General features: G+C 54.3%; 18 protein-coding genes. 6 read left to right on the top strand and 12 right to left on the bottom strand.

Going from position 1 to position 18,238, the window contains the following annotated elements:
* Positions 1-9 precede the first annotated feature (9 nt).
* The 3 genes from pncA to sppA are packed head-to-tail and all read right to left on the bottom strand — an operon-like array spanning position 10 to position 3,591.
* Positions 10-648 (bottom strand): bifunctional nicotinamidase/pyrazinamidase, encoded by a 639-nt coding sequence (pncA, locus tag OGX66_RS06085; RefSeq protein WP_003840880.1) that lies wholly within the window; start codon positions 646-648, stop codon positions 10-12.
* 14 nt (positions 649-662) lie between these two features.
* Positions 663-1,679, bottom strand: a complete 1,017-nt coding sequence (gene ansA / locus OGX66_RS06090) for an asparaginase (protein ID WP_003030673.1) — start codon at positions 1,677-1,679, stop codon at positions 663-665.
* Positions 1,680-1,734: 55 nt separating this feature from the next.
* Positions 1,735-3,591: a signal peptide peptidase SppA gene (gene sppA, locus OGX66_RS06095; protein WP_003840881.1), complete on the bottom strand. Its 1,857-nt coding sequence runs from the start codon at positions 3,589-3,591 to the stop codon at positions 1,735-1,737.
* Between the two features lie 175 nt (positions 3,592-3,766).
* Here sppA and OGX66_RS06100 point away from each other — a divergent pair, with 175 nt between their 5' ends.
* The 3 genes from OGX66_RS06100 to OGX66_RS06110 all read left to right on the top strand — a co-directional run bounded on the left by OGX66_RS06100 (position 3,767) and on the right by OGX66_RS06110 (position 7,429).
* Positions 3,767-4,318 carry an NAD(P)H nitroreductase gene (locus tag OGX66_RS06100; RefSeq protein ID WP_003030670.1) on the top strand — a complete coding sequence of 184 codons (552 nt, stop codon included), beginning with the start codon at positions 3,767-3,769 and terminating at the stop codon, positions 4,316-4,318.
* A 116-nt stretch (positions 4,319-4,434) separates the two neighbouring features.
* Complete coding sequence (gene selD / locus OGX66_RS06105) at positions 4,435-5,478, top strand: selenide, water dikinase SelD (protein WP_088902407.1); 1,044 nt, start codon at positions 4,435-4,437, stop codon at positions 5,476-5,478.
* 4 nt (positions 5,479-5,482) lie between these two features.
* Positions 5,483-7,429, top strand: coding sequence for a DNA topoisomerase III (locus OGX66_RS06110; RefSeq protein ID WP_003030667.1), 1,947 nt, complete (start codon positions 5,483-5,485; stop codon positions 7,427-7,429).
* 60 nt (positions 7,430-7,489) lie between these two features.
* Here OGX66_RS06110 and gdhA read toward each other — a convergent pair whose 3' ends face one another.
* Positions 7,490-8,833: an NADP-specific glutamate dehydrogenase gene (gene gdhA / locus OGX66_RS06115; RefSeq protein WP_003832501.1), complete on the bottom strand. Its 1,344-nt coding sequence runs from the start codon at positions 8,831-8,833 to the stop codon at positions 7,490-7,492.
* 237 nt (positions 8,834-9,070) lie between these two features.
* Between gdhA and OGX66_RS06120 the strand changes: the two genes are divergently transcribed.
* Positions 9,071-9,346, top strand: coding sequence for a YnjH family protein (locus tag OGX66_RS06120; RefSeq protein WP_016150109.1), 276 nt, complete (start codon positions 9,071-9,073; stop codon positions 9,344-9,346).
* On the opposite strand, the gene OGX66_RS06125 is transcribed toward OGX66_RS06120, so the two are convergent.
* Positions 9,306-9,719, bottom strand: a complete 414-nt coding sequence (locus tag OGX66_RS06125; protein ID WP_088902406.1) for a pyrimidine (deoxy)nucleoside triphosphate diphosphatase — start codon at positions 9,717-9,719, stop codon at positions 9,306-9,308. The genes OGX66_RS06120 and OGX66_RS06125 overlap by 41 nt on opposite strands.
* A gap of 79 nt (positions 9,720-9,798) precedes the next feature.
* Here OGX66_RS06125 and OGX66_RS06130 point away from each other — a divergent pair, with 79 nt between their 5' ends.
* The gene (locus OGX66_RS06130; protein WP_044712181.1) at positions 9,799-10,368 is read left to right on the top strand and encodes a carboxymuconolactone decarboxylase family protein; all 570 of its coding nucleotides are present in this window, start codon (positions 9,799-9,801) and stop codon (positions 10,366-10,368) included.
* Positions 10,361-10,984, top strand: coding sequence for a CDP-alcohol phosphatidyltransferase family protein (locus OGX66_RS06135; protein WP_088902405.1), 624 nt, complete (start codon positions 10,361-10,363; stop codon positions 10,982-10,984). The genes OGX66_RS06130 and OGX66_RS06135 overlap by 8 nt, the downstream gene beginning before the upstream one ends.
* Positions 10,985-11,084: 100 nt before the next feature.
* On the opposite strand, the gene OGX66_RS06140 is transcribed toward OGX66_RS06135, so the two are convergent.
* The 7 genes from OGX66_RS06140 to xthA form a co-directional block, all read right to left on the bottom strand.
* Positions 11,085-12,392, bottom strand: a complete 1,308-nt coding sequence (locus tag OGX66_RS06140) for a sulfurtransferase (protein ID WP_057101657.1) — start codon at positions 12,390-12,392, stop codon at positions 11,085-11,087.
* Between the two features lie 88 nt (positions 12,393-12,480).
* The gene (locus OGX66_RS06145) at positions 12,481-13,113 is read right to left on the bottom strand and encodes an ATP-binding cassette domain-containing protein (RefSeq protein ID WP_088902404.1); all 633 of its coding nucleotides are present in this window, start codon (positions 13,111-13,113) and stop codon (positions 12,481-12,483) included.
* Positions 13,113-14,648 carry an ABC transporter permease family protein gene (locus tag OGX66_RS06150; protein ID WP_270932855.1) on the bottom strand — a complete coding sequence of 512 codons (1,536 nt, stop codon included), beginning with the start codon at positions 14,646-14,648 and terminating at the stop codon, positions 13,113-13,115. Before OGX66_RS06150 ends, OGX66_RS06145 begins: the two co-directional genes overlap by 1 nt.
* On the bottom strand, positions 14,621-15,790 hold the full coding sequence (locus OGX66_RS06155; protein ID WP_057101655.1) for an ABC transporter substrate-binding protein: 1,170 nt from the start codon (positions 15,788-15,790) through the stop codon (positions 14,621-14,623). Before OGX66_RS06155 ends, OGX66_RS06150 begins: the two co-directional genes overlap by 28 nt.
* 31 nt (positions 15,791-15,821) lie before the next feature.
* Positions 15,822-16,520: a TVP38/TMEM64 family protein gene (locus OGX66_RS06160; protein ID WP_088902403.1), complete on the bottom strand. Its 699-nt coding sequence runs from the start codon at positions 16,518-16,520 to the stop codon at positions 15,822-15,824.
* Positions 16,517-17,173, bottom strand: a complete 657-nt coding sequence (locus OGX66_RS06165; RefSeq protein ID WP_174335258.1) for a TVP38/TMEM64 family protein — start codon at positions 17,171-17,173, stop codon at positions 16,517-16,519. Before OGX66_RS06165 ends, OGX66_RS06160 begins: the two co-directional genes overlap by 4 nt.
* Before the next feature lie 223 nt (positions 17,174-17,396).
* Complete coding sequence (gene xthA, locus OGX66_RS06170; protein ID WP_032949115.1) at positions 17,397-18,203, bottom strand: exodeoxyribonuclease III; 807 nt, start codon at positions 18,201-18,203, stop codon at positions 17,397-17,399.
* Positions 18,204-18,238 lie beyond the last annotated feature (35 nt).

Raw genomic sequence — 18,238 nt, forward strand, 5'->3', positions numbered from 1 at the left:
CGGCATCGCTTACGGTTGGGTTTCCAGCCAGTCGTCCAACGTATACAGCGTTGCACCCGCCGCCGCCATTTCTATAAAGGCGTTTGCACTGTCCTGGGGTTGAATATTAACCCCACGGCAGCCGTCGGTAATAACGCTGACGGTGTAGCCAAGATCGAGCGCATCCAGTACGGTGAATTTAACGCAATAGTCGGTTGCCAGACCCATGATGATGAGCTCGGCAATGCGGCGTTCGAGTAGCCATGCATTCAGCGCGGTAGCCTGACGACGACCGTTATCAAAAAACGCACTATAGCTGTCGACCAGCGGGTTCTCACCTTTAGTGAACGTTTGAGTTATCGCACGCTGGTTCAGCAGCGGATGCAGGGCTGCACCTGCGCTGTTTTGTACGCAATGATCGGGCCAGAATGTCTGCGCCAGTCCATCGAGTTGTCCCTGGCTGTAGGGCTCGACCTGATGCTGGCTGGCAAAACTGCCGTGATTAGCCGGGTGCCAGTCCAGACTGGCAACGACCATGTCGCCGCGTAAGGCACACCAGTCAATCAGACGGTTGGCAATATCGATTGTGCTGTCACCTTGTGGGACCGCGAGGGCACCACCGGCACAAAAGTCATTTTGTAAATCGACCAACAGTAAGGCTCGGGCCATGGGCATAGACTCCTTTAATCGTCAGGCGTGAGCTCACCACGCAGATTTTGCGTCATCGCTTCACGGATCGTCTGCGTATCCAGTCCCTGACTCAGCAAATAGTGCAGTTTGGTGAGTGTGGCTTCGACGGTCATATCCGCGCCGCCAATCACGCCAGCATGCGCTAGCGCATTGCCTGTCGCGTAGCCCCCCATGTTCACCTTGCCGGACATACACTGCGTAAGGTTCACCACCACAATGCCACGCGAACTCGCATCTTCAAGTTCTTTCAGGAACTCTTTATTCTGCGGCGCATTCCCCACGCCGTAGGAGCGCAAAATTAATGCTTTTACAGGTTGGCGCAGGAAGTTGCGTACTACATCAGCGGAGATCCCAGGATAAATGGTGACCACGCCAATCGGTTGCGGAGTGATAGGATGCACAATCAACTCACCTGTACCGTGAGGTGCGGGCGGAGTTCCCAGCCGACGAATGTGGATCCCGGCTTCCAGCAGTGGTGCAAGGTTGGGTGAGGCAAACGCGTCAAAACCATCAGCATGCGCTTTAGTGGTCCGGTTGCCGCGAAACAATCGATTGTTGAAAAACAGGGTAACTTCATTGATCGGGTAATTTGCTGCAACGTACAACGCATTCAGCAAATTGATTTGTCCGTCAGAACGTAGTTCTGCTAATGGGATTTGTGACCCTGTCACAATGACCGGCTTGCCCAGATTCTCCAGCATAAAAGAGAGCGCCGAAGCCGTAAACGCCATGGTGTCAGTGCCGTGCAGAATGACAAAACCATCGTAATCGTCGTAGTGCGCTTTAATGTCTTCCGCAATATGCTGCCAGTCTTCCGGCGTCATATCGGAGGAATCCATCAGCGGGGCGTATTCGTGGATGGTGAAGTCTGGCATCTCCGGACGGTGGAATTCAGGCATCAATGCCAGCTGGCGCTGCAGATGACCGGAAACGGGAATATAACCCTGTTCTGAGCGCTGCATACCAATGGTACCGCCGGTATAGGCAACGTAAATTGATTTTTTCTGCATGACTTTTCTTCTGTCTCAAAGAAAACCCCTCTTCATCCCGAAGAGGGGCCAATAGTTAGCGAACGTTGGCGCAGGTCAGGCAAAACGCATAGCGGTTTTGCGGATCGTTGAATGCGGCCAGCTTATCGCTTTCGGCTTTTACTGCACTGGCCGCAGAGGCCAGCGGTGGTGGGAGCATAGCCTGAATGGCGTCAGGTAGCATGGCGCGAACGGAGCCTGACATGCTGTCCATCACCATATCAACGAATGTCGGTTCGTCCTGATAATACGCAATGTGCCATTGTTTCAGTTTGGCCAGCTCAGCCGCTTTCGCCACGGCGTCATCAAAATCACCCAGACTGTCTACCAGACCGTTGGCTTTTGCATCCTGTCCGGTCCAGACGTGGCCCTGCGCGATTTTGTCAATCTGCTCAGGTGTTGTTTTACGCGCATCTGCGACCAGCGTGATAAAGCGCTTATAGCCGTTCTCGATGCTAAGTTGCATCATTTGCTGCACTTCTGGTGGTAACGCTTTGGTGATGGAGATATCCGCCAGTGGGGATGTCGCCACGCCGTCGGTGTGTACGCCAATGGAATCCAGACTGTTTTCCACGGTGTTGATCACGCCAAAGATGCCGATTGAACCGGTCAGCGTGCTGGGGTTCGCCACAATGTAGCTTGCTGGGGTGGAGATCCAGTACCCACCGGAGGCTGCCATGCCGCCCATGGACACCACAACCGGTTTACCCGCCGCTTTTGCCGCAGCCAGCTCAGCACGAATGACTTCGGAGGCACTGACGCTGCCGCCAGGGCTGTTCACGCGCAGAACAATTGCTTTCACTTTCGGATCAAGACGGGCTTCGCGGATCTGCGCGGCAGTCGTGTCACCGCCCACATTCCCAGGAGTTTCTTCACCGTCCATAATCGCGCCATTGGCGAAGATAACACCAATGCTGTCTCCAGTATCCGCTGGCGTTTTCAGTGAGTAATCGTAATAGCTGACAGCGCGATAATTTTTATCCGCTTTGCTCCAACCAAACTGTTTGGTCAGCATTTTTTCGACTTCGGCGCTGGAGGCCAGTGCATCCACCAGTTTGTTGTCGAGCGCATATTTCGCGGTATCACCATCGACTTTTGTCAAACCGTCCAGCATGGCCTGTGCGCCAGGGAACACCTGCTGAGCAGGGATCTGGCGATTGGCAGCAACCGTGTCGAGATAGTTCTGCCACAGCTCGCCGATCCAGCGGCTGTCAGCTTCACGCGCGGCAGGAGACATATCATCACGGATAAACGGTTCTACGGCAGACTTATAAGTCCCGACACGGAACACGTGTGTGGAAACTTTCAGCTTGTCGAGCAGGGATTTGTAGTACAAACCGTTGGTGGCAAAGCCGTGCAGATCAACGGAACCCTGTGGAGAAAGATAAATTTTATTGGCGAAACTGGCGAGGTAGTACTGCCCCTGGCTGAAGTTATCGCCTACGGCAAAGACCGGTTTGCCGCTGTCGCGGAATTCCCGCAGCGCTTTACCGATATACTGCATGGAAGGCTGGTCGGCCCCGGCAAAATTTTTCAGATCCATCACAATGCCGGTGATGTTGCGATCATCTTTTGCCTGGCGAATAGTATTCACGATATCGAACAGGGAGTTTTCCTGCAGGCGATCGGAACTGGCACCAAACAGCTGACGACCAATAACGCTTAAGCGACTGGTGCTCGACGGCTTATCGACAATCACCCCCGAGATATCCAGCAGCAGTGCGCCTCGCTCAGCGTGTTCACTGGTATTGCTGCTGCTGACCTGCATCCAGATACCCACGCCCACCAGCACCAAGAAGATGAAGAACAGGTTAAGCACAAATTCACGGACGAAATTAAGTAATCGCCATGTCCATTTAAAAAATCCGGCAATAAATCGCCACAGGGTTCGCATGTATTCTCCCTACCGATTAACAACACGCCATCCCGAAATCCCGGAGAAAGGCGATAAGATGAGGCTATCGTAATGACCAGACAGGCACTTGTCAGCAGGAATCACCGCCTGTGCTGTAACAAAATCCGCTCACGTGTTAATTTTGTGAACAAATCTCATTGTTGGAGTTAAGCAAATGGATGCACTCGAATTACTTATCACCCGTCGTAGCGCTTCTCGTCTTGTCGAGCCGGCCCCGGCCGGAGAGCAACTGCAAAACATTCTGCGGGCGGGAATGCGCGCACCGGACCATAAAACGCTGCAACCGTGGCAATTCTATGTCATTGAGGGTGAAGGGCGTGAACGCTTTAGCACCGTACTTGAGAAAGGCGCGATTGCCGCAGGTAGCGATGAGAAAGCTCAGGAAAAAGCGCGCAACGCACCGTTTCGCGCGCCGCTGATTATTACCGTGGTGGCGAAATGTGAAGAAAACGACAAGGTTCCTCTGTGGGAACAAGAAATGTCTGCCGGTTGTGCGGTGATGGCTATGCAGATGGCCGCAATTGCCCAGGGCTTTGGCGGTATCTGGCGCAGTGGTGCATTAACCGAAAGTGCGGTCGTTCGTGAAGCATTCGACTGTCGCCCGCAAGATAAAATCGTCGGTTTCCTCTATCTGGGTACACCGCAGCTAAAAGCATCCACGACGATCAACCTTGCCGATCCGAGCGCATTCGTCCGTTATTTCTGATATCAACGGCAAAACTGTCTGGATTCTGAGCAAAGACACTCGAATTCAGACAGTCACTCTTACCACATCATGGAATGAGCGCTACCATATCCGGATTGCAATGACAGGAGATGTCCATGAGCGAGCAAGCTATTCGTTTAACGCAATACAGCCACGGAGCCGGTTGCGGTTGTAAAATTTCCCCAAAAGTGCTGGAAACCATCCTGCACAGCGAGCAGGCGAAGTTTGTTGATCCGAACTTACTGGTGGGTAATGAAACTCGCGACGACGCGGCCGTATACGATTTGGGAAACGGCACCAGTGTTATCAGCACCACCGATTTCTTTATGCCGATTGTCGATAATCCGTTTGATTTTGGCCGCATCGCCGCGACTAACGCCATCAGCGATATTTTCGCCATGGGCGGCAAACCGATTATGGCAATTGCTATTCTGGGCTGGCCGCTGGATAAGCTGGCGCCGGAAATCGCCCGCGAAGTCACCGAAGGCGGACGTTTTGCCTGCCGTCAGGCGGGTATTGCGCTGGCGGGCGGCCACTCTATCGATGCCCCAGAGCCTATCTTTGGCCTTGCGGTAACCGGCGTTGTGCCGACCGAACGCGTGAAGAAAAACAGCACCGCAGAGGCAGGGTGTAAGTTATTCCTGACCAAGCCTCTGGGGATTGGCGTTCTGACGACAGCAGAGAAAAAATCACTACTGAAGGAAGAACACAAAGGACTGGCGACAGAAGTGATGTGTCGGATGAACATTGCCGGTGCGGCATTCGCCGATATCGACGGCGTGAAAGCCATGACCGACGTTACCGGTTTTGGTCTGCTGGGGCATCTGAGTGAAATGTGTCAGGGCGCAGGCGTTCAGGCGCAAATTATCTACCAGGATATTCCTAAGCTGCCTGGCGTTGAAGAATACATCGCGCAGGGTGCAGTACCCGGCGGTACCCAACGTAACTTTGCCAGCTACGGACACCTGATGGGTGAAATGCCGCAATCGGTACGCGATCTGTTGTGCGATCCGCAAACTTCCGGTGGCCTACTGCTGGCGGTAACGCCGGAAGCTGAAGCCGAAGTGAAAGCGGTAGCGGCGCAGTTCGGTATCGATCTCACCGCCATTGGTGAGTTAGTGGAAGCTCGTGGCGGTCGCGCCATGGTTGAGATTCGTTAACTCGATGCGGTTGTTTATTGCCGAAAAACCAAGTCTGGCGCGTGCTATCGCCGATGTGTTGCCAAAGCCGCATCGCAAAGGCGATGGTTTTATCGAATGCGGAAATGGACAAGTGGTGACCTGGTGTATTGGTCACCTGCTTGAACAGGCGCAGCCAGACGCCTACGACAGTCGTTATGCTCGCTGGAGTCTGGTCGATCTGCCGATTGTCCCGGAAAAGTGGCAACTGCAACCGCGCCCCTCGGTGACCAAACAGCTCAACGTCATTAAGCGCTTTTTGCATGAGGCCAGCGAAGTTATTCACGCCGGTGACCCCGATCGTGAAGGGCAACTGCTGGTGGATGAAGTGCTGGATTACCTGCAACTGGCGCCTGAAAAGCGCCAGAAGGTGCAGCGTTGCCTGATTAACGACCTCAACCCGCAGGCCGTTGAGCGGGCTATTGAGCGGCTGCGCGCCAACAGTGAGTTTATTCCGCTGTGCGTGTCGGCACTGGCGCGAGCGCGAGCGGACTGGTTGTACGGTATCAATATGACGCGCGCTTACACCATTCTTGGACGTAACGCGGGCTATCAGGGCGTACTTTCGGTCGGGCGCGTACAAACGCCGGTGCTCGGGCTGGTTGTGCGTCGTGATGAAGAGATTGAGAACTTCGTCGCCAAAGACTTCTTCGAAGTGAAAGCGCATATCGTAACGCCCGCCGATGAGCGGTTTACCGCTATCTGGCAGCCGAGCGAAGCGTGTGAGCCGTATCAGGATGAAGAAGGGCGCTTGCTGAATCGCACGCTGGCTGAACACGTGGTGAACCGAATTAACGGTCAACCGGCGATAGTCACCAGCTATAACGATAAACGGGAATCAGAATCCGCGCCGTTACCGTTCTCGCTGTCGGCGTTGCAGATTGAAGCGGCGAAGCGCTTCGGTTTAAGTGCGCAAAACGTTCTGGATATCTGCCAGAAGTTGTATGAAACCCATAAGTTGATTACCTATCCGCGTTCGGATAGCCGTTATCTGCCGGAAGAGCACTTTGCCGGACGTCATGCGGTACTGAACGCGATTAGCGTCCATGCACCGGATCTGCTCCCGCAACCGGCGGTCAATCCCGATACGCGAAATCGCTGTTGGGACGACAAAAAAGTGGATGCGCACCACGCCATCATTCCTACCGCACGCAGTTCGTCCATCAACCTGAACGATAACGAAGCGAAAATTTACAACCTGATTGCCCGTCAGTATCTGATGCAATTTTGCGCAGATGCGGTATTCAGGAAGTGCGTTATTGAGCTGGATATTGCCAAAGGCAAGTTTGTCGCTAAAGCGCGTTTTCTGGCGGAAGCCGGATGGCGCACGCTGCTCGGCAATAAAGAGCGCGACGAAGATAATGACGGGACGCCGCTGCCGGTGGTGGCAAAAGATGACGAACTGCTGTGCGAAAAAGGCGAAGTGGTTGAACGTCAGACTCAACCACCACGTCACTTTACCGATGCCACGCTGCTGTCAGCGATGACCGGGATTGCGCGATTCGTGCAGGATAAAGATCTGAAAAAGATCCTGCGCGCAACGGATGGTTTAGGTACGGAAGCGACGCGCGCCGGAATTATCGAACTGCTGTTTAAGCGCGGATTCCTGGTGAAAAAAGGGCGGTATATCCATTCGACCGACGCGGGAAAAGCGCTGTTCCACTCGTTGCCAGAAATGGCGACGCGTCCGGACATGACCGCGCACTGGGAATCTATACTGACCCAAATCAGCGAAAAGCAATGCCGCTATCAGGATTTCATGCAGCCGCTGGTGGGGACGCTGTATCAGCTTATCGATCAGGCGCGCAGCACACCGGTACGACGCTTTCGCGGAATTGCTGCACCTGGCGGTAGTGGTGGCGATAAGAAAAAGAGTGCGCCGCGTAAACGTCCGGCGAAAAAAAGCCCGCCATCTGAAGAGGCGGGCCTGTAAGTTTGTAGGCCGGATGCGGCACCCGTGCCTTATCCGGCCTACAGGCTTGCAGAGACAATATTAAATCACACCCTGACCCAACATCGCGTCGGCAACCTTTACGAAGCCTGCGATGTTGGCGCCACGTACGTAGTTGGTCTGCTTGCTTTCGCCGCCGTATTCAACGCAGGCATGGTGAATATCCAGCATGATGTGGTGCAGGCGCGCATCCACTTTCTCCGCTTTCCAGCCCAGACGAGCGGCGTTTTGCGCCATTTCCAGACCGGATGTCGCTACACCACCGGCGTTAGCGGCTTTACCCGGTGCGAACAGTACACCTGCCTCGAGGAACAGATCGGTGGCCTCGATAGTGGTCGGCATGTTTGCCCCTTCGGCGACAGCTTTCACGCCGTTGGCGATCAATACGCGTGCTGCATCGACATCCAGCTCATTCTGCGTGGCACACGGCAGGGCGATATCGACCGGAACCGACCACGGCTGTTTGCCTTCCAGATAGGTCAGGCCAAATTCACGGGCATAATCTGCTACACGACCGTCGCGGCTGTCTTTGATTGCGCACAGCCGCGCCAGTTTTTCTTTGGTAAATCCACTTTCGTCAACTACGGTACCGCTGGAATCGGAGGCGGTAACCACCCGCGCGCCAAACTCCATGGCTTTCTCAATGGCGAATTGCGCCACGTTACCGGAGCCAGAAACCGCCACGCGCATGCCTTCAAAGCCCAGACCATGGCGTTTGAGCATCGCTTCGGTGAAATACACCAGACCGTAGCCGGTGGCTTCCGGGCGGATCAGGCTACCGCCGAAAGAGAGACCTTTACCGGTAAAGACGCAGGCGCTGTTATTGGAGAGTTTTTTCATCATCCCGGCCATAAAGCCGACTTCACGGCCGCCCACACCGATATCGCCCGCCGGAACGTCGGTATCGGGACCTAAATGGCGGAACAGTTCGGTCATCAGCGCCTGGCAGAAACGCATGATTTCGCCTTCGCTTTTCCCTTTTGGATCGAAATCGCTTCCGCCTTTACCCCCGCCCATTGGTAGCGTGGTGAGGGCATTCTTAAACGTCTGCTCGAAGCCAAGGAATTTCAGGATCGACAGGTTCACGGAAGGGTGGAAACGCATACCGCCTTTGTATGGGCCAATGGCAGAGCTAAACTGCACGCGCCATGCGCGGTTGACCTGCACCTGATTGCGGTCGTCCAGCCAGACTACGCGGAACTGGATCACGCGCTCCGGTTCAACCAGACGTTCCAGCAATGACATCTGGCGATAACGCGGGTTTTGCTCAAGGAAAGGCCACAGCGTGGTCATTACCTCACGAACGGCTTGCGCGAACTCGGTTTGATTCGGGTCGCGCTTTTGCACATGGTTAAGGAATGACTCCAGAGAACATGTCTGATCCATAGATATAAGAACCTCTTATGTATTGATATGGTTATATTTTTGATTTTTGTGTTAAGTGTTGTGCAGTTTTTGACTATACCATCAGCACTGTGACGCGACGCAAGAAAAAATTAACCCCGCTAAGTAAATTAATATTGCGTCGTGGGTCATAACCAAAAACGATGATCGAAGAGGCTAAAGTTTCTGCCGATTTATACCGTTATACTGAGCATAATTGTCAGTTAAAAAGGAAAGAATATGCGCCGTTTAATCGTGGCAGGCGTGTTGGCCCTGGTGTCCGGCGCGACGCTGGCAAATCAGCCTTATCGCCCGGATGTGCAGGTTAACGTACCGCCGGAAGTGTTCAGTTCCAGCGGTCAGCGGGCGCAGCCCTGTAGCCAGTGCTGTATTTATCAGGATCAAAACTATTCGGAAGGGGCAGTGATTAAAGCTGACGGCGTCTTGCTTCAGTGCCAACGCGATGAGAAAACGATCAGCACAAATCCGCTGGTCTGGCGTCGCGTAAAAGAATAAACGCTTCCAGTAGTGGGATATCGGCAGGCGCCAGCGGATAACGCAGCGCCTCTTCGGGTGAACACCAGACGATATCCTGATGTTCATACGCCTTCAGTTCCCCCTGATATAACGGTACATGCCAGGCATGTAAGTGAATCAGTCGGCCCGAAACCTCGCGCTGCTGACTGGCAATGTAGCGCCCCACGACTGCTTCAATGCCCAACTCTTCACGCAGTTCACGGAACAGCGCGTCGGGCTGACTTTCGCCCGGTTCAACCTTACCGCCGGCAAACTCCCACATGCCTGACTGATCCGCATGTAGCGGACGCTGAGCCAGTAAAATTTTGCCATCACGTTCAATGATAGCGGCGACCACGTCGATGGTTTTCATTATATTCATCAAGATCTAACAGCAGAAAATGACATACTATCGTTATCTTTGTTTTATCTAAAGTATTCAGGAGCCACCGTTGAACGAACCTCAGTCGTGGGTAAAGCCGTTAACGCGTATCCCTTCCAGTCTAAAACCGCTCGTTGCTACGCAGAAAAAACATTATGGCGATGTGCTGCATCCCACGCGCTGGTGGGGGCGGATGCCGTTTCTGTTCTGGCTGGTGGCGCTGTTTGTCGGGTTTCTGGAGCGTAAAAAGGCGCGCTTAACGCCGGTGATGCGCGCGCTGTTGATGACCCGCGTTTCTCAGGTGTGCCACTGCGCTTTCTGCGTTGATGCCAACAGTTTACGGCTGGCTGAACGCTGTGGCGCGCTGGATAAAGTCTTACAGGTTGCCAACTGGCAAGAATCGGCGCTATTTAGCGCAGAAGAGCGAGTAGCGCTGGCCTATGCCGATGCGGTGACCGCAACGCCTCCACAGGTTGATGATGCGCTGAAAGCGCAGATGAAGCAGCATTTTACCGATGATGTCATTACGGAAATGACCGCGCTGATTGCGTTTCAAAATCTCTCGGCGCGTTTTAATGCTGCTCTCGATATTCCTTCCCAGGGGCTGTGCGACAGCTTTAAAGGACGCCCGCATGCTTGATCGTCATATTCATCCGCGATTAAAACCCCTTTTGCATCGCTGCGTAAGCATTATTGATAAACCGGCGATTACCCCGGACGGGCTTACGCTGGTCGGTTTTGCCATTGGCGTGTTGGCCTTGCCATTTCTGGCGTTAGGCTGGTATCTGGCAGCGCTGGCGGCCATTGTGCTCAATCGGCTTTTTGATGGGCTGGATGGGGCTCTGGCGCGGCGCAGAGGGCTAACCGACGCAGGCGGATTTCTTGATATCTCGCTCGATTTTCTGTTTTACGCCTTAGTGCCATTCGGTTTTATGCTCGCCGATCCGGCGGCTAACTCGCTGGCTGGCGGCTGGCTGCTGTTCGCCTTTATGGGAACCGGCAGCAGCTTTCTGGCCTTTGCTGCGCTGGCGGCGAAACATCAAATTGATAACCCGGGCTACGCGCATAAATCGTTTTATTATCTGGGGGGACTGACCGAAGGTACTGAGACGATTTTGCTATTTGTGTTGGGGTGTCTGTTCCCGGAATATTTTGCCGTGATGGCGTGGGTCTTTGGCGCGCTGTGCTGGATGACGACGTTTACCCGGATCTGGAGCGGATACCTGACACTGAAAGCGGTCCAGCGTCAGGAGTAAGATATTGCGTTGCCGGATGCGCTTCGCTTATCCGGCCTACAACGATGGTATATCCAGGCAGAGTAAAGTGTTCTCGCCGCATCTGGCAATAATGACAATCTTACTTACTGGCGTCCGGGCCCCGTTCACCGCTGGCAACCGGATTTTTTGGATTGCTGCTCCACTCATACCAGCCGCCGTCGTAGACGGAGACGTTTTTCCAGCCCATCGCGCGGGCATACATAAACGTTTCTGAAGCGCGCCAGCCGGTACCGCAATAGAAAGAGACCTGTTGATTCGGCAGGATATTCCATTGCTGCCACATGGCGGCGATGTCATCCGCGCTGCGCATGGTGCCATCCGGGTTATGAAAATCTTCCATATGCGTGGAGTCGCTGCCTGCGTGGCCCCAACGTGCACCTGCAATCTCACCTTTTGGCTTAATGTAGCTGTAGCCACTGGTGGTACCGACAAATTCTGGCCATGAACGAATGCTCACCAAAGACGCATCCTGGCGATGCAGCAGACCGCGTGCCTGTTCCATATCGAGCATCAGCTGCGGCTGGGCAGGGATTTTCACGCCGAAATCAGGTTCTGGTTTCACCGTTGGCGGAGTTCCGCGTTCGACCGGTAAACCTGAGTCGGACCAGGTTTGCCAACCGCCGTCGAGCAGACGAACATCTTTCACGCCTGCGTACAGCATAATTTGCGCCACGCGAGCGGCGGCATAGACATCGCGACCGTATAAAATCACCGTGGTGTCGTGGCGGATACCGTGTTTCGCCAGCATCGCTTTGAGCTGCGCGTCGGAAACTTTATTCCACAGCGGTTCGCTTTCAACTTCGTTGGTATCAATGTAGCCCGCACCAGGGATGTGGCTGAGCAGATACAACTTCGGCGCGCCCCAGGCGGCCTCAATCACTTTCCAGTCACCCGCCGGTTTAGCGGTTACGTTTTTACCCTGCTGCAGGTCGTGCAGCCACTGCGGGTACACCAGCTGTTCGAAGTGCGGCAGACGTTGCAGGCGGGCTGGGTCCGTAAGCGCATCGCTGAGGGTGGAGATATGGTTAAAGCCAACTTTTTGCAGGCGGGCTTTGACAGCCTGTATGTCGTTATCGTTACCATACAGCGCTACTGGCGCATCAGTTTTCAACTGATGTGACTGAACCCAGGCGCTGAGTTGTTCATCATTCATCTTGTCGAGCCAGGCGGCAGACAGGTTCAGTGCGGAAGGTTCGTGTCCTGAAGGACCATTAAGCGACTGCGGCCAGCCGTTGTAAAAAGCGCTCTGACGGGTATCGATCGCCGCGCCTTGCTTTTGCTGTAACTGGTCGAGGGTGAGCGTCTGTGCTGTTTCAGCTGCCCAGGAAGAAGCGCAAGCGAGCCCTAAAGCCAGTGCCAGCGCGGTCATTTGAGAAACACGTTTCATCGAATAGCCCGACGTTGAAAAAAAGAGGACGACATTCTGTGCCGCCGGTTAAGTAAAAACCTTGCGTTAACGCAGCATATCGCCACATTCACGCCCAGTTTTCCATCTGAAGTACGCGGCCTGCTGGTGGAACGTCCTGCGCGTCATGGGTCACCTGTACCACCGGGATCCCCAACTTACGCACCTCGGTGAAGACCCATTGGCGAAAGGTGTCGCGTAGCGACGCATCCAGCCGACTAAAGGGTTCATCAAGTAACAGTGCCTGGGGCTGAGCCAGTAGCGCGCGGAGCAGGGCGACACGCGAGCGTTGTCCGCCGGAGAGCGACGCCGGATCGCGCGAATAAAAATCGGTCAGGTCAGCGCGCGCGAGAGCACTTTCCACCGCATGTCGTCTGGCGGAACCCTGCAGGCTGGCAGGTAGGGCCAGCAGTAAATTCTGCCCAACGCTGAAATGGTCAAACAACAACGCATCCTGGAACAGAATGCCAATCTGGCGCTGCGCCGTAGGCAGCGCGTCAACGCGTCGTTCGTTGAGCCACAGCTCGCCTGATGCCTGTAACTGAGGCGACAACGCCCCGACCATCCACGAAAACAACGAGGACTTTCCGCTGCCGGAAGAACCCATAATCGTGACAATGTCACTTTTATCAACCTGAAAGGTAACGTTCTTCAGCAGCGCAGTCGCACCCTGGTACAACGAAACGTTTTGCACAATGAGCATTAGCGGAGTCCTTGTCGAAAGCGGCCAATCCACGCGGCGAGAAAGGCTGCGAGCGCGAAAACGAGCAGTGGTAGAAGAAGCTGCCACAACGCTTGTGTTGCCAGAATCTCGCTGCTACCGCCGCTGCTTAATGCCACCGCTTCGGTGGTCAGCGTGGAATAGCGTCCGGCACCTAGCCACAGCGTCGGCATATACTGGGCGATACTGACCGAGAAGCCAACCGCGAAGGCAATCAATGCCGGACGCACCAGCTGCGGGCATTTCACCAGCCAGAATATCCGCCCCTGCGACCAGCCCAGCGTTTGTGCAATCAAAATTAATCGCGGGTCAATGCGCTGCCAGGCCGGTTTAAGCACAAATAGCATCCAGGGCATCACCCACAGCAGGTGGCCCCAGATAATGGTCGTCATCAGTCCATCCTGTCCGGCATATAACGCCAGCAGATATTGTCCGGTTACCAGTGGTAGCACAGGCAAAATGAGCGGTAGCCAGACCCAGCGGTGCCCGGTTTGTGGACCCCATTCCAGCCAGACAAAAAGTATCAGTAGCGCTAACACGCTGGAAAGGAGCCCTAGCTGCAGGCTATTGCTGAGCGCCTCGTGGTTTAGTGAGGAATAGCTGGCGATAAGCGCCAGTACAAGCGCGCATACCACACCGCTGACGGGCAAGATCTGTACCAGCGGGCGTGCGATTGTTATAGGTGAAAAATGCGGGCGTTCACCATTTACTGCCGGGATAGTACGTCGCCAGGCGCGCCACAACAGATAACTCACCAGCGCGATAATGAGGAGTAACAGCACCAGCAACAGGCTGGCGAGTGCGCCTTTCGCCTGCTGTTCGACATCGCCCTGACTGAGCCATTGCCAGCTCAATACGGCCAGTGTTGGCGGATTTCCGGGGCCGAGGACGATTGCCACATCCACAACGGAGAGTGACCAGGCAACAATCGCCAGCATAGCTTTGCCTAATGCCGGGCCGATAGCGGGCAGTACCAGCCAGTTCAGGCATTGCAGTCGGCTGTAACCCAGCGAATCCAGCACGATAACCTGCTGCGAAAGTTGTTTTTCACTCAGTAGAGCCGAGAGGATCCATAACAAAAAAGCGCTCTCTTTCACCGCCAGCGTCACGCCAAGCCCAATGCCGAAACGGTCTGGCTGTGGGCTGAGGAACGGAAGCCATTGCCAGATTTTACCGCCTTCGGCAAAAACCAACAGCACGCTGGTGGCGAAGGCAACATGCGGGATCGCCAGCAGCCACGGAAGACGGGTGCTTAGTCGCGCCCAGCCTGCACCGGGCCATAAAGCGAGGATCGCCAGCAGCGCGATGATTAGTGCGCCGCCGGCAGCCAGTCCTGTGGAAACAAGCGTCGCCAGTAACGCCTGTGGAAGTTGAGGGTCGGCAAAGAGAGCCAGCCAATGGGTTAAGCTAAGGGCTGGCGCTATCAGAGAAAAAGCCGCTGGCACCAACGGCAGATAAACTGTCGCCATGATGGCCCAGAGTAGCAAAATTAATGCGTACCGTAGCGGCGTAGCCATTCTTGTTCCAGAGCGTTTACCCAGGCAGCATGCGGTTCCGGCAGAATGGCAGGGAGTCCTTGTGGGATCCGTGCCAGCAGCGCATCACGCTGTTCGACAGGTAATTTTTGTGGATCAAGCACCGAAGGATCTCCCCAGACAGTTGAGTCGGCTTTACGCAGTTGTGCTTCGGGCGAAAGCAGGAAGTTTGCCACGACTTTTGCTGCGGCACTGGCGCGGGCATTCGCCGGAATGGCAACAAAGTGCACGTTGCCGAGCATGCCCTGTGAGAAACCAAAACTGTAGCTGCTTTTAGGCAATTCGCCGCTGGCTACTTTTTGCTGCGCGTGGGCTGGGTTAAAGGTCAATGACAAACGCAGGGTGCCGCTATTGAGCAGTACATCCATTCGTGCTGGCGTGGGCGGAAAATCTTTGCCTTCACGCCAAAGTACAGGGTGCAAGGTATCAAGATAATGCCACAATGGCGCGGTAACGTCGGCGAATGTCGCTGCATCTGGCGCAACTTTCAATGCTTGTGGTTTGGTGGTGAGCGAAATTAACAACTGCTCCAGAAACGCCGTGCCGGTAAAGTCTGGCGGGCGCGGATAGGTCACCGTGCCAGGGTGCGCCTGCGCAAATTCAAGCAGTGCCTGCGGAGATTGCGGCGGCTGTGCGGTGAGATCGCGCCGGGCAATAAAGGTGAGTTGGGCACCGCCCCACGGTGATTCAGCCCCCTCCGTTGGAACGGAGAAATCTTCGGTCACCGGTTTCTGGGTATCAACATAGCGCCAGTTAGGTAGCGTTTGCGCCCACTGAGTTTGCAGAAGCCCGGCTTCTTTCAGAGTGCGGAAGTTTTCGCCGTTAACCCACAATAAATCGACAGAACCCCCGGTTTTTCGCCCGGATGCTGCTTCTGTCTGGATACGTTTTACCGCGTCGGCGGCATCTGCGAGACGTACGATTTTCAGGTTAATGGCATAGTGCGTTTTCATCTCGCCGCTAACCCAATCGAGATACTGGTTAACTGCATTGTCGCCACCCCAGGCGTTGAACCACACCGTCTGACCGCGGGCATCATTTTTGATTTGTTGCCAGCCGTCGTCCTGGGCAAACGTCGCCAGCGGACAGAGCATTAAACTCAGGCACAATAAGCAGTAACGCATAGTATCTCCATGGCTAAAAATGGGGGAAGTCTCAGGTTTTTTTTCGCTGATGTTCAAGATAAAGGCTTCTCGCCACTGAAATTATTATGCTCAGAGCGAACAGGATGAACAGGCCGGTTACAAACCAAAATGTACCGCCGGTTAACAGGCTACCCGCCCATGAATAGACGATAGTGGCAGGTAACTGACCGATGCCGGTGGCGATGAAAAAATGGCGAAACCGAATCGAGGTCAGGCCTGCTGCGTAGCTTACCGGATCGAACGGTACAAAAGGTAACAGGCGACAGACCAGAATGGTGTGCTTGCCATAGCGCTCGAAAAAAGCGTCCATGTTGTTCAACACCGTTTTTCCGGTCAGTTTCTCCACCGCGCCACGGCCTAAAACGCGGGCAATAAAAAAGCACAGCGCCGCGCCTGCCATTGCGCTGCACCAGGACAATATGCCGCCCCAAAATGCACCAAACAGCGAGGCGTTGGCAAAGGTGATCACAAAAGCGGGAAGCGGGGCGACGATGGCCTGCAAGATCATCAGGAAGAATGAAACGACCGCCGCCTGAGTTCCGTAAGAACGAATAAAATTCTCAATTGCATGCTGATCGAGCGTGGCAAATGCCGCCAGGCTGCTGTGGAGAAAATCGCTCACGCCAGGTATCCACGCCCACGCTATCAGCGCGAGCAGCAGAAGGATTATCACTCCTGCGCGGTAGTAATGGATGCGTCGTTTTATCATTTATCTGCGCACTCGTGAGGAGCTGATGGATCGACATGCTTATAACGGGCCCAGGCTTTGGTTGCCTGTACGAGGGCGAATAACGCCATCCCCGCCACGCTGAGCTTACCGATAAATGCCCAACTAATTCCTTCGCTGGCCAGTTCGTGCGACATCAGCGTATAAATAAAAATGCCTGGTAAAGTGGTTGCCGCAGATATCACGGTAAATGACCAGAACGGAATAGCCGTCAGCCCATAGGCGTAATTTTGAATGTTGTAAGGGAACAGCGGCACGAGCCGGGTGAGGATCAGAAAGTCAACTCCGCTATTGGCAATACCTTTTTCGATAGCCTGAAACATTGTCGTATGCCCAACGTATTTCAGGAGCAGATCCCGTCCAAGCCAGCGAGCCAGCAAAAACGACAGCGCCGAGGCCACGGTTGCTGCCACTAACGAGATAAGCGTCCCCGCCACGGGGCCAAACAGCACACCGCCGACGATCACCAGGATGCTGCCGGGGATCAGACACAGCGCAGCAACAATAAACAGCAGGATATAAAGCGTATAGCCGAACATACCGCTTTGGCGGATGACGTCTTGCAAATGATGGAAATTGGTTATCAGGTCGGTCAGACCATAATGATGGAAAACTCCCGCCAGAACGCAGAACAGGACCGCGACAATCAGCAGCCGGTATTCTGCTTTATGCGAACTTCTTTTTCATGGGGGTTCTCCTGTAAAACCGAGTGCAATGGAGCATTTTCGTCAGCGAAAAGTGCGCGCGAAGATATAATAAATTCCCGGCCGCAACAATGTATTACCGTCGCTTTATTGATTTTGCACAGAATAAACAGACTCTCCAGGCCGGGCCCGGAGAGTAAAAAAACATAGAAGGTCAGACGCGGAATTTAGCCCATACCGGCGCATGGTCGGACGGTTTTTCCATACTGCGAATTTCATAGTCGATGCCGGTTTCTTCGCAGCGTTCCGCCAATGGGTTGCTCGCCAGCAGCAGATCGATACGTAGGCCACGGTTATCGTCAAAGCCTTTTGAGCGGTAATCAAACCACGAGAACTGGTCATTCTTTTCAGGATTTGCGTGACGGTAGGTATCCACCAGACCCCAGCCCAGCAGGCGTTCCATCCACTCACGCTCCTCCGGCAGGAAGGAACATTTTCCGGTACGCAGCCAGCGTTTACGGTTCTCTTCGCCAATGCCGATATCGAGATCGGTTGGGCTAATATTCATATCGCCCATGATCAATACCGGATTGTCGCGCTTCAACTCTGTCTCAAGATAGTTTTGCAGGTTCTGATAAAACGCGGCTTTGGCCGGGAATTTAGTTTCATGGTCGCGGCTTTCGCCCTGCGGGAAATAGCCGTTGATCACAGTGATGCTGCCCAGAGGGGACGGAATTTCTGCCATGATGATACGACGCTGCGCTTCTTCGTCCTCGCCCGGGAAGCCACGACGTACCGCAATTGGCGTTTCTTTCGTTAACAACGCGACGCCGTAATGGCCTTTCTGACCGTGATAAAAGACGTTGTAACCGAGCTTTGCTACCTCTTCGAGAGGGAACATATCGTCGTGGACTTTTGTCTCCTGTAAGCCAATAACATCCGGTTGGTGTTTTTCGACAATGGCTGCCAGTTGATGGGGACGGGCACGCAGGCCGTTGATATTAAAAGAGACAAATTTCATAGTCACTGCCACTTTGCAAGATGAATAGTGCAAGG

Source organism: Citrobacter sp. Cf072, from assembly GCF_030334485.1.
Taxonomy (GTDB): domain Bacteria; phylum Pseudomonadota; class Gammaproteobacteria; order Enterobacterales; family Enterobacteriaceae; genus Citrobacter; species Citrobacter freundii.

Bases quoted from the DNA above. Each gene is read 5' to 3' on its own strand.
- pncA (WP_003840880.1), bottom strand. From the start codon at position 648: ATGGCCCGAGCCTTACTGTTGGTCGATTTACAAAATGACTTTTGTGCC.
- ansA (WP_003030673.1), bottom strand. From the start codon at position 1,679: ATGCAGAAAAAATCAATTTACGTTGCCTATACCGGCGGTACCATTGGT.
- sppA (WP_003840881.1), bottom strand. From the start codon at position 3,591: ATGCGAACCCTGTGGCGATTTATTGCCGGATTTTTTAAATGGACATGG.
- OGX66_RS06100 (WP_003030670.1), top strand. From the start codon at position 3,767: ATGGATGCACTCGAATTACTTATCACCCGTCGTAGCGCTTCTCGTCTT.
- selD (WP_088902407.1), top strand. From the start codon at position 4,435: ATGAGCGAGCAAGCTATTCGTTTAACGCAATACAGCCACGGAGCCGGT.
- OGX66_RS06110 (WP_003030667.1), top strand. From the start codon at position 5,483: ATGCGGTTGTTTATTGCCGAAAAACCAAGTCTGGCGCGTGCTATCGCC.
- gdhA (WP_003832501.1), bottom strand. From the start codon at position 8,833: ATGGATCAGACATGTTCTCTGGAGTCATTCCTTAACCATGTGCAAAAG.
- OGX66_RS06120 (WP_016150109.1), top strand. From the start codon at position 9,071: ATGCGCCGTTTAATCGTGGCAGGCGTGTTGGCCCTGGTGTCCGGCGCG.
- OGX66_RS06125 (WP_088902406.1), bottom strand. From the start codon at position 9,719: ATGAAAACCATCGACGTGGTCGCCGCTATCATTGAACGTGATGGCAAA.
- OGX66_RS06135 (WP_088902405.1), top strand. From the start codon at position 10,361: ATGCTTGATCGTCATATTCATCCGCGATTAAAACCCCTTTTGCATCGC.
- OGX66_RS06140 (WP_057101657.1), bottom strand. From the start codon at position 12,392: ATGAAACGTGTTTCTCAAATGACCGCGCTGGCACTGGCTTTAGGGCTC.
- OGX66_RS06145 (WP_088902404.1), bottom strand. From the start codon at position 13,113: ATGCTCATTGTGCAAAACGTTTCGTTGTACCAGGGTGCGACTGCGCTG.
- OGX66_RS06150 (WP_270932855.1), bottom strand. From the start codon at position 14,648: ATGGCTACGCCGCTACGGTACGCATTAATTTTGCTACTCTGGGCCATC.
- OGX66_RS06155 (WP_057101655.1), bottom strand. From the start codon at position 15,790: ATGCGTTACTGCTTATTGTGCCTGAGTTTAATGCTCTGTCCGCTGGCG.
- OGX66_RS06160 (WP_088902403.1), bottom strand. From the start codon at position 16,520: ATGATAAAACGACGCATCCATTACTACCGCGCAGGAGTGATAATCCTT.
- xthA (WP_032949115.1), bottom strand. From the start codon at position 18,203: ATGAAATTTGTCTCTTTTAATATCAACGGCCTGCGTGCCCGTCCCCAT.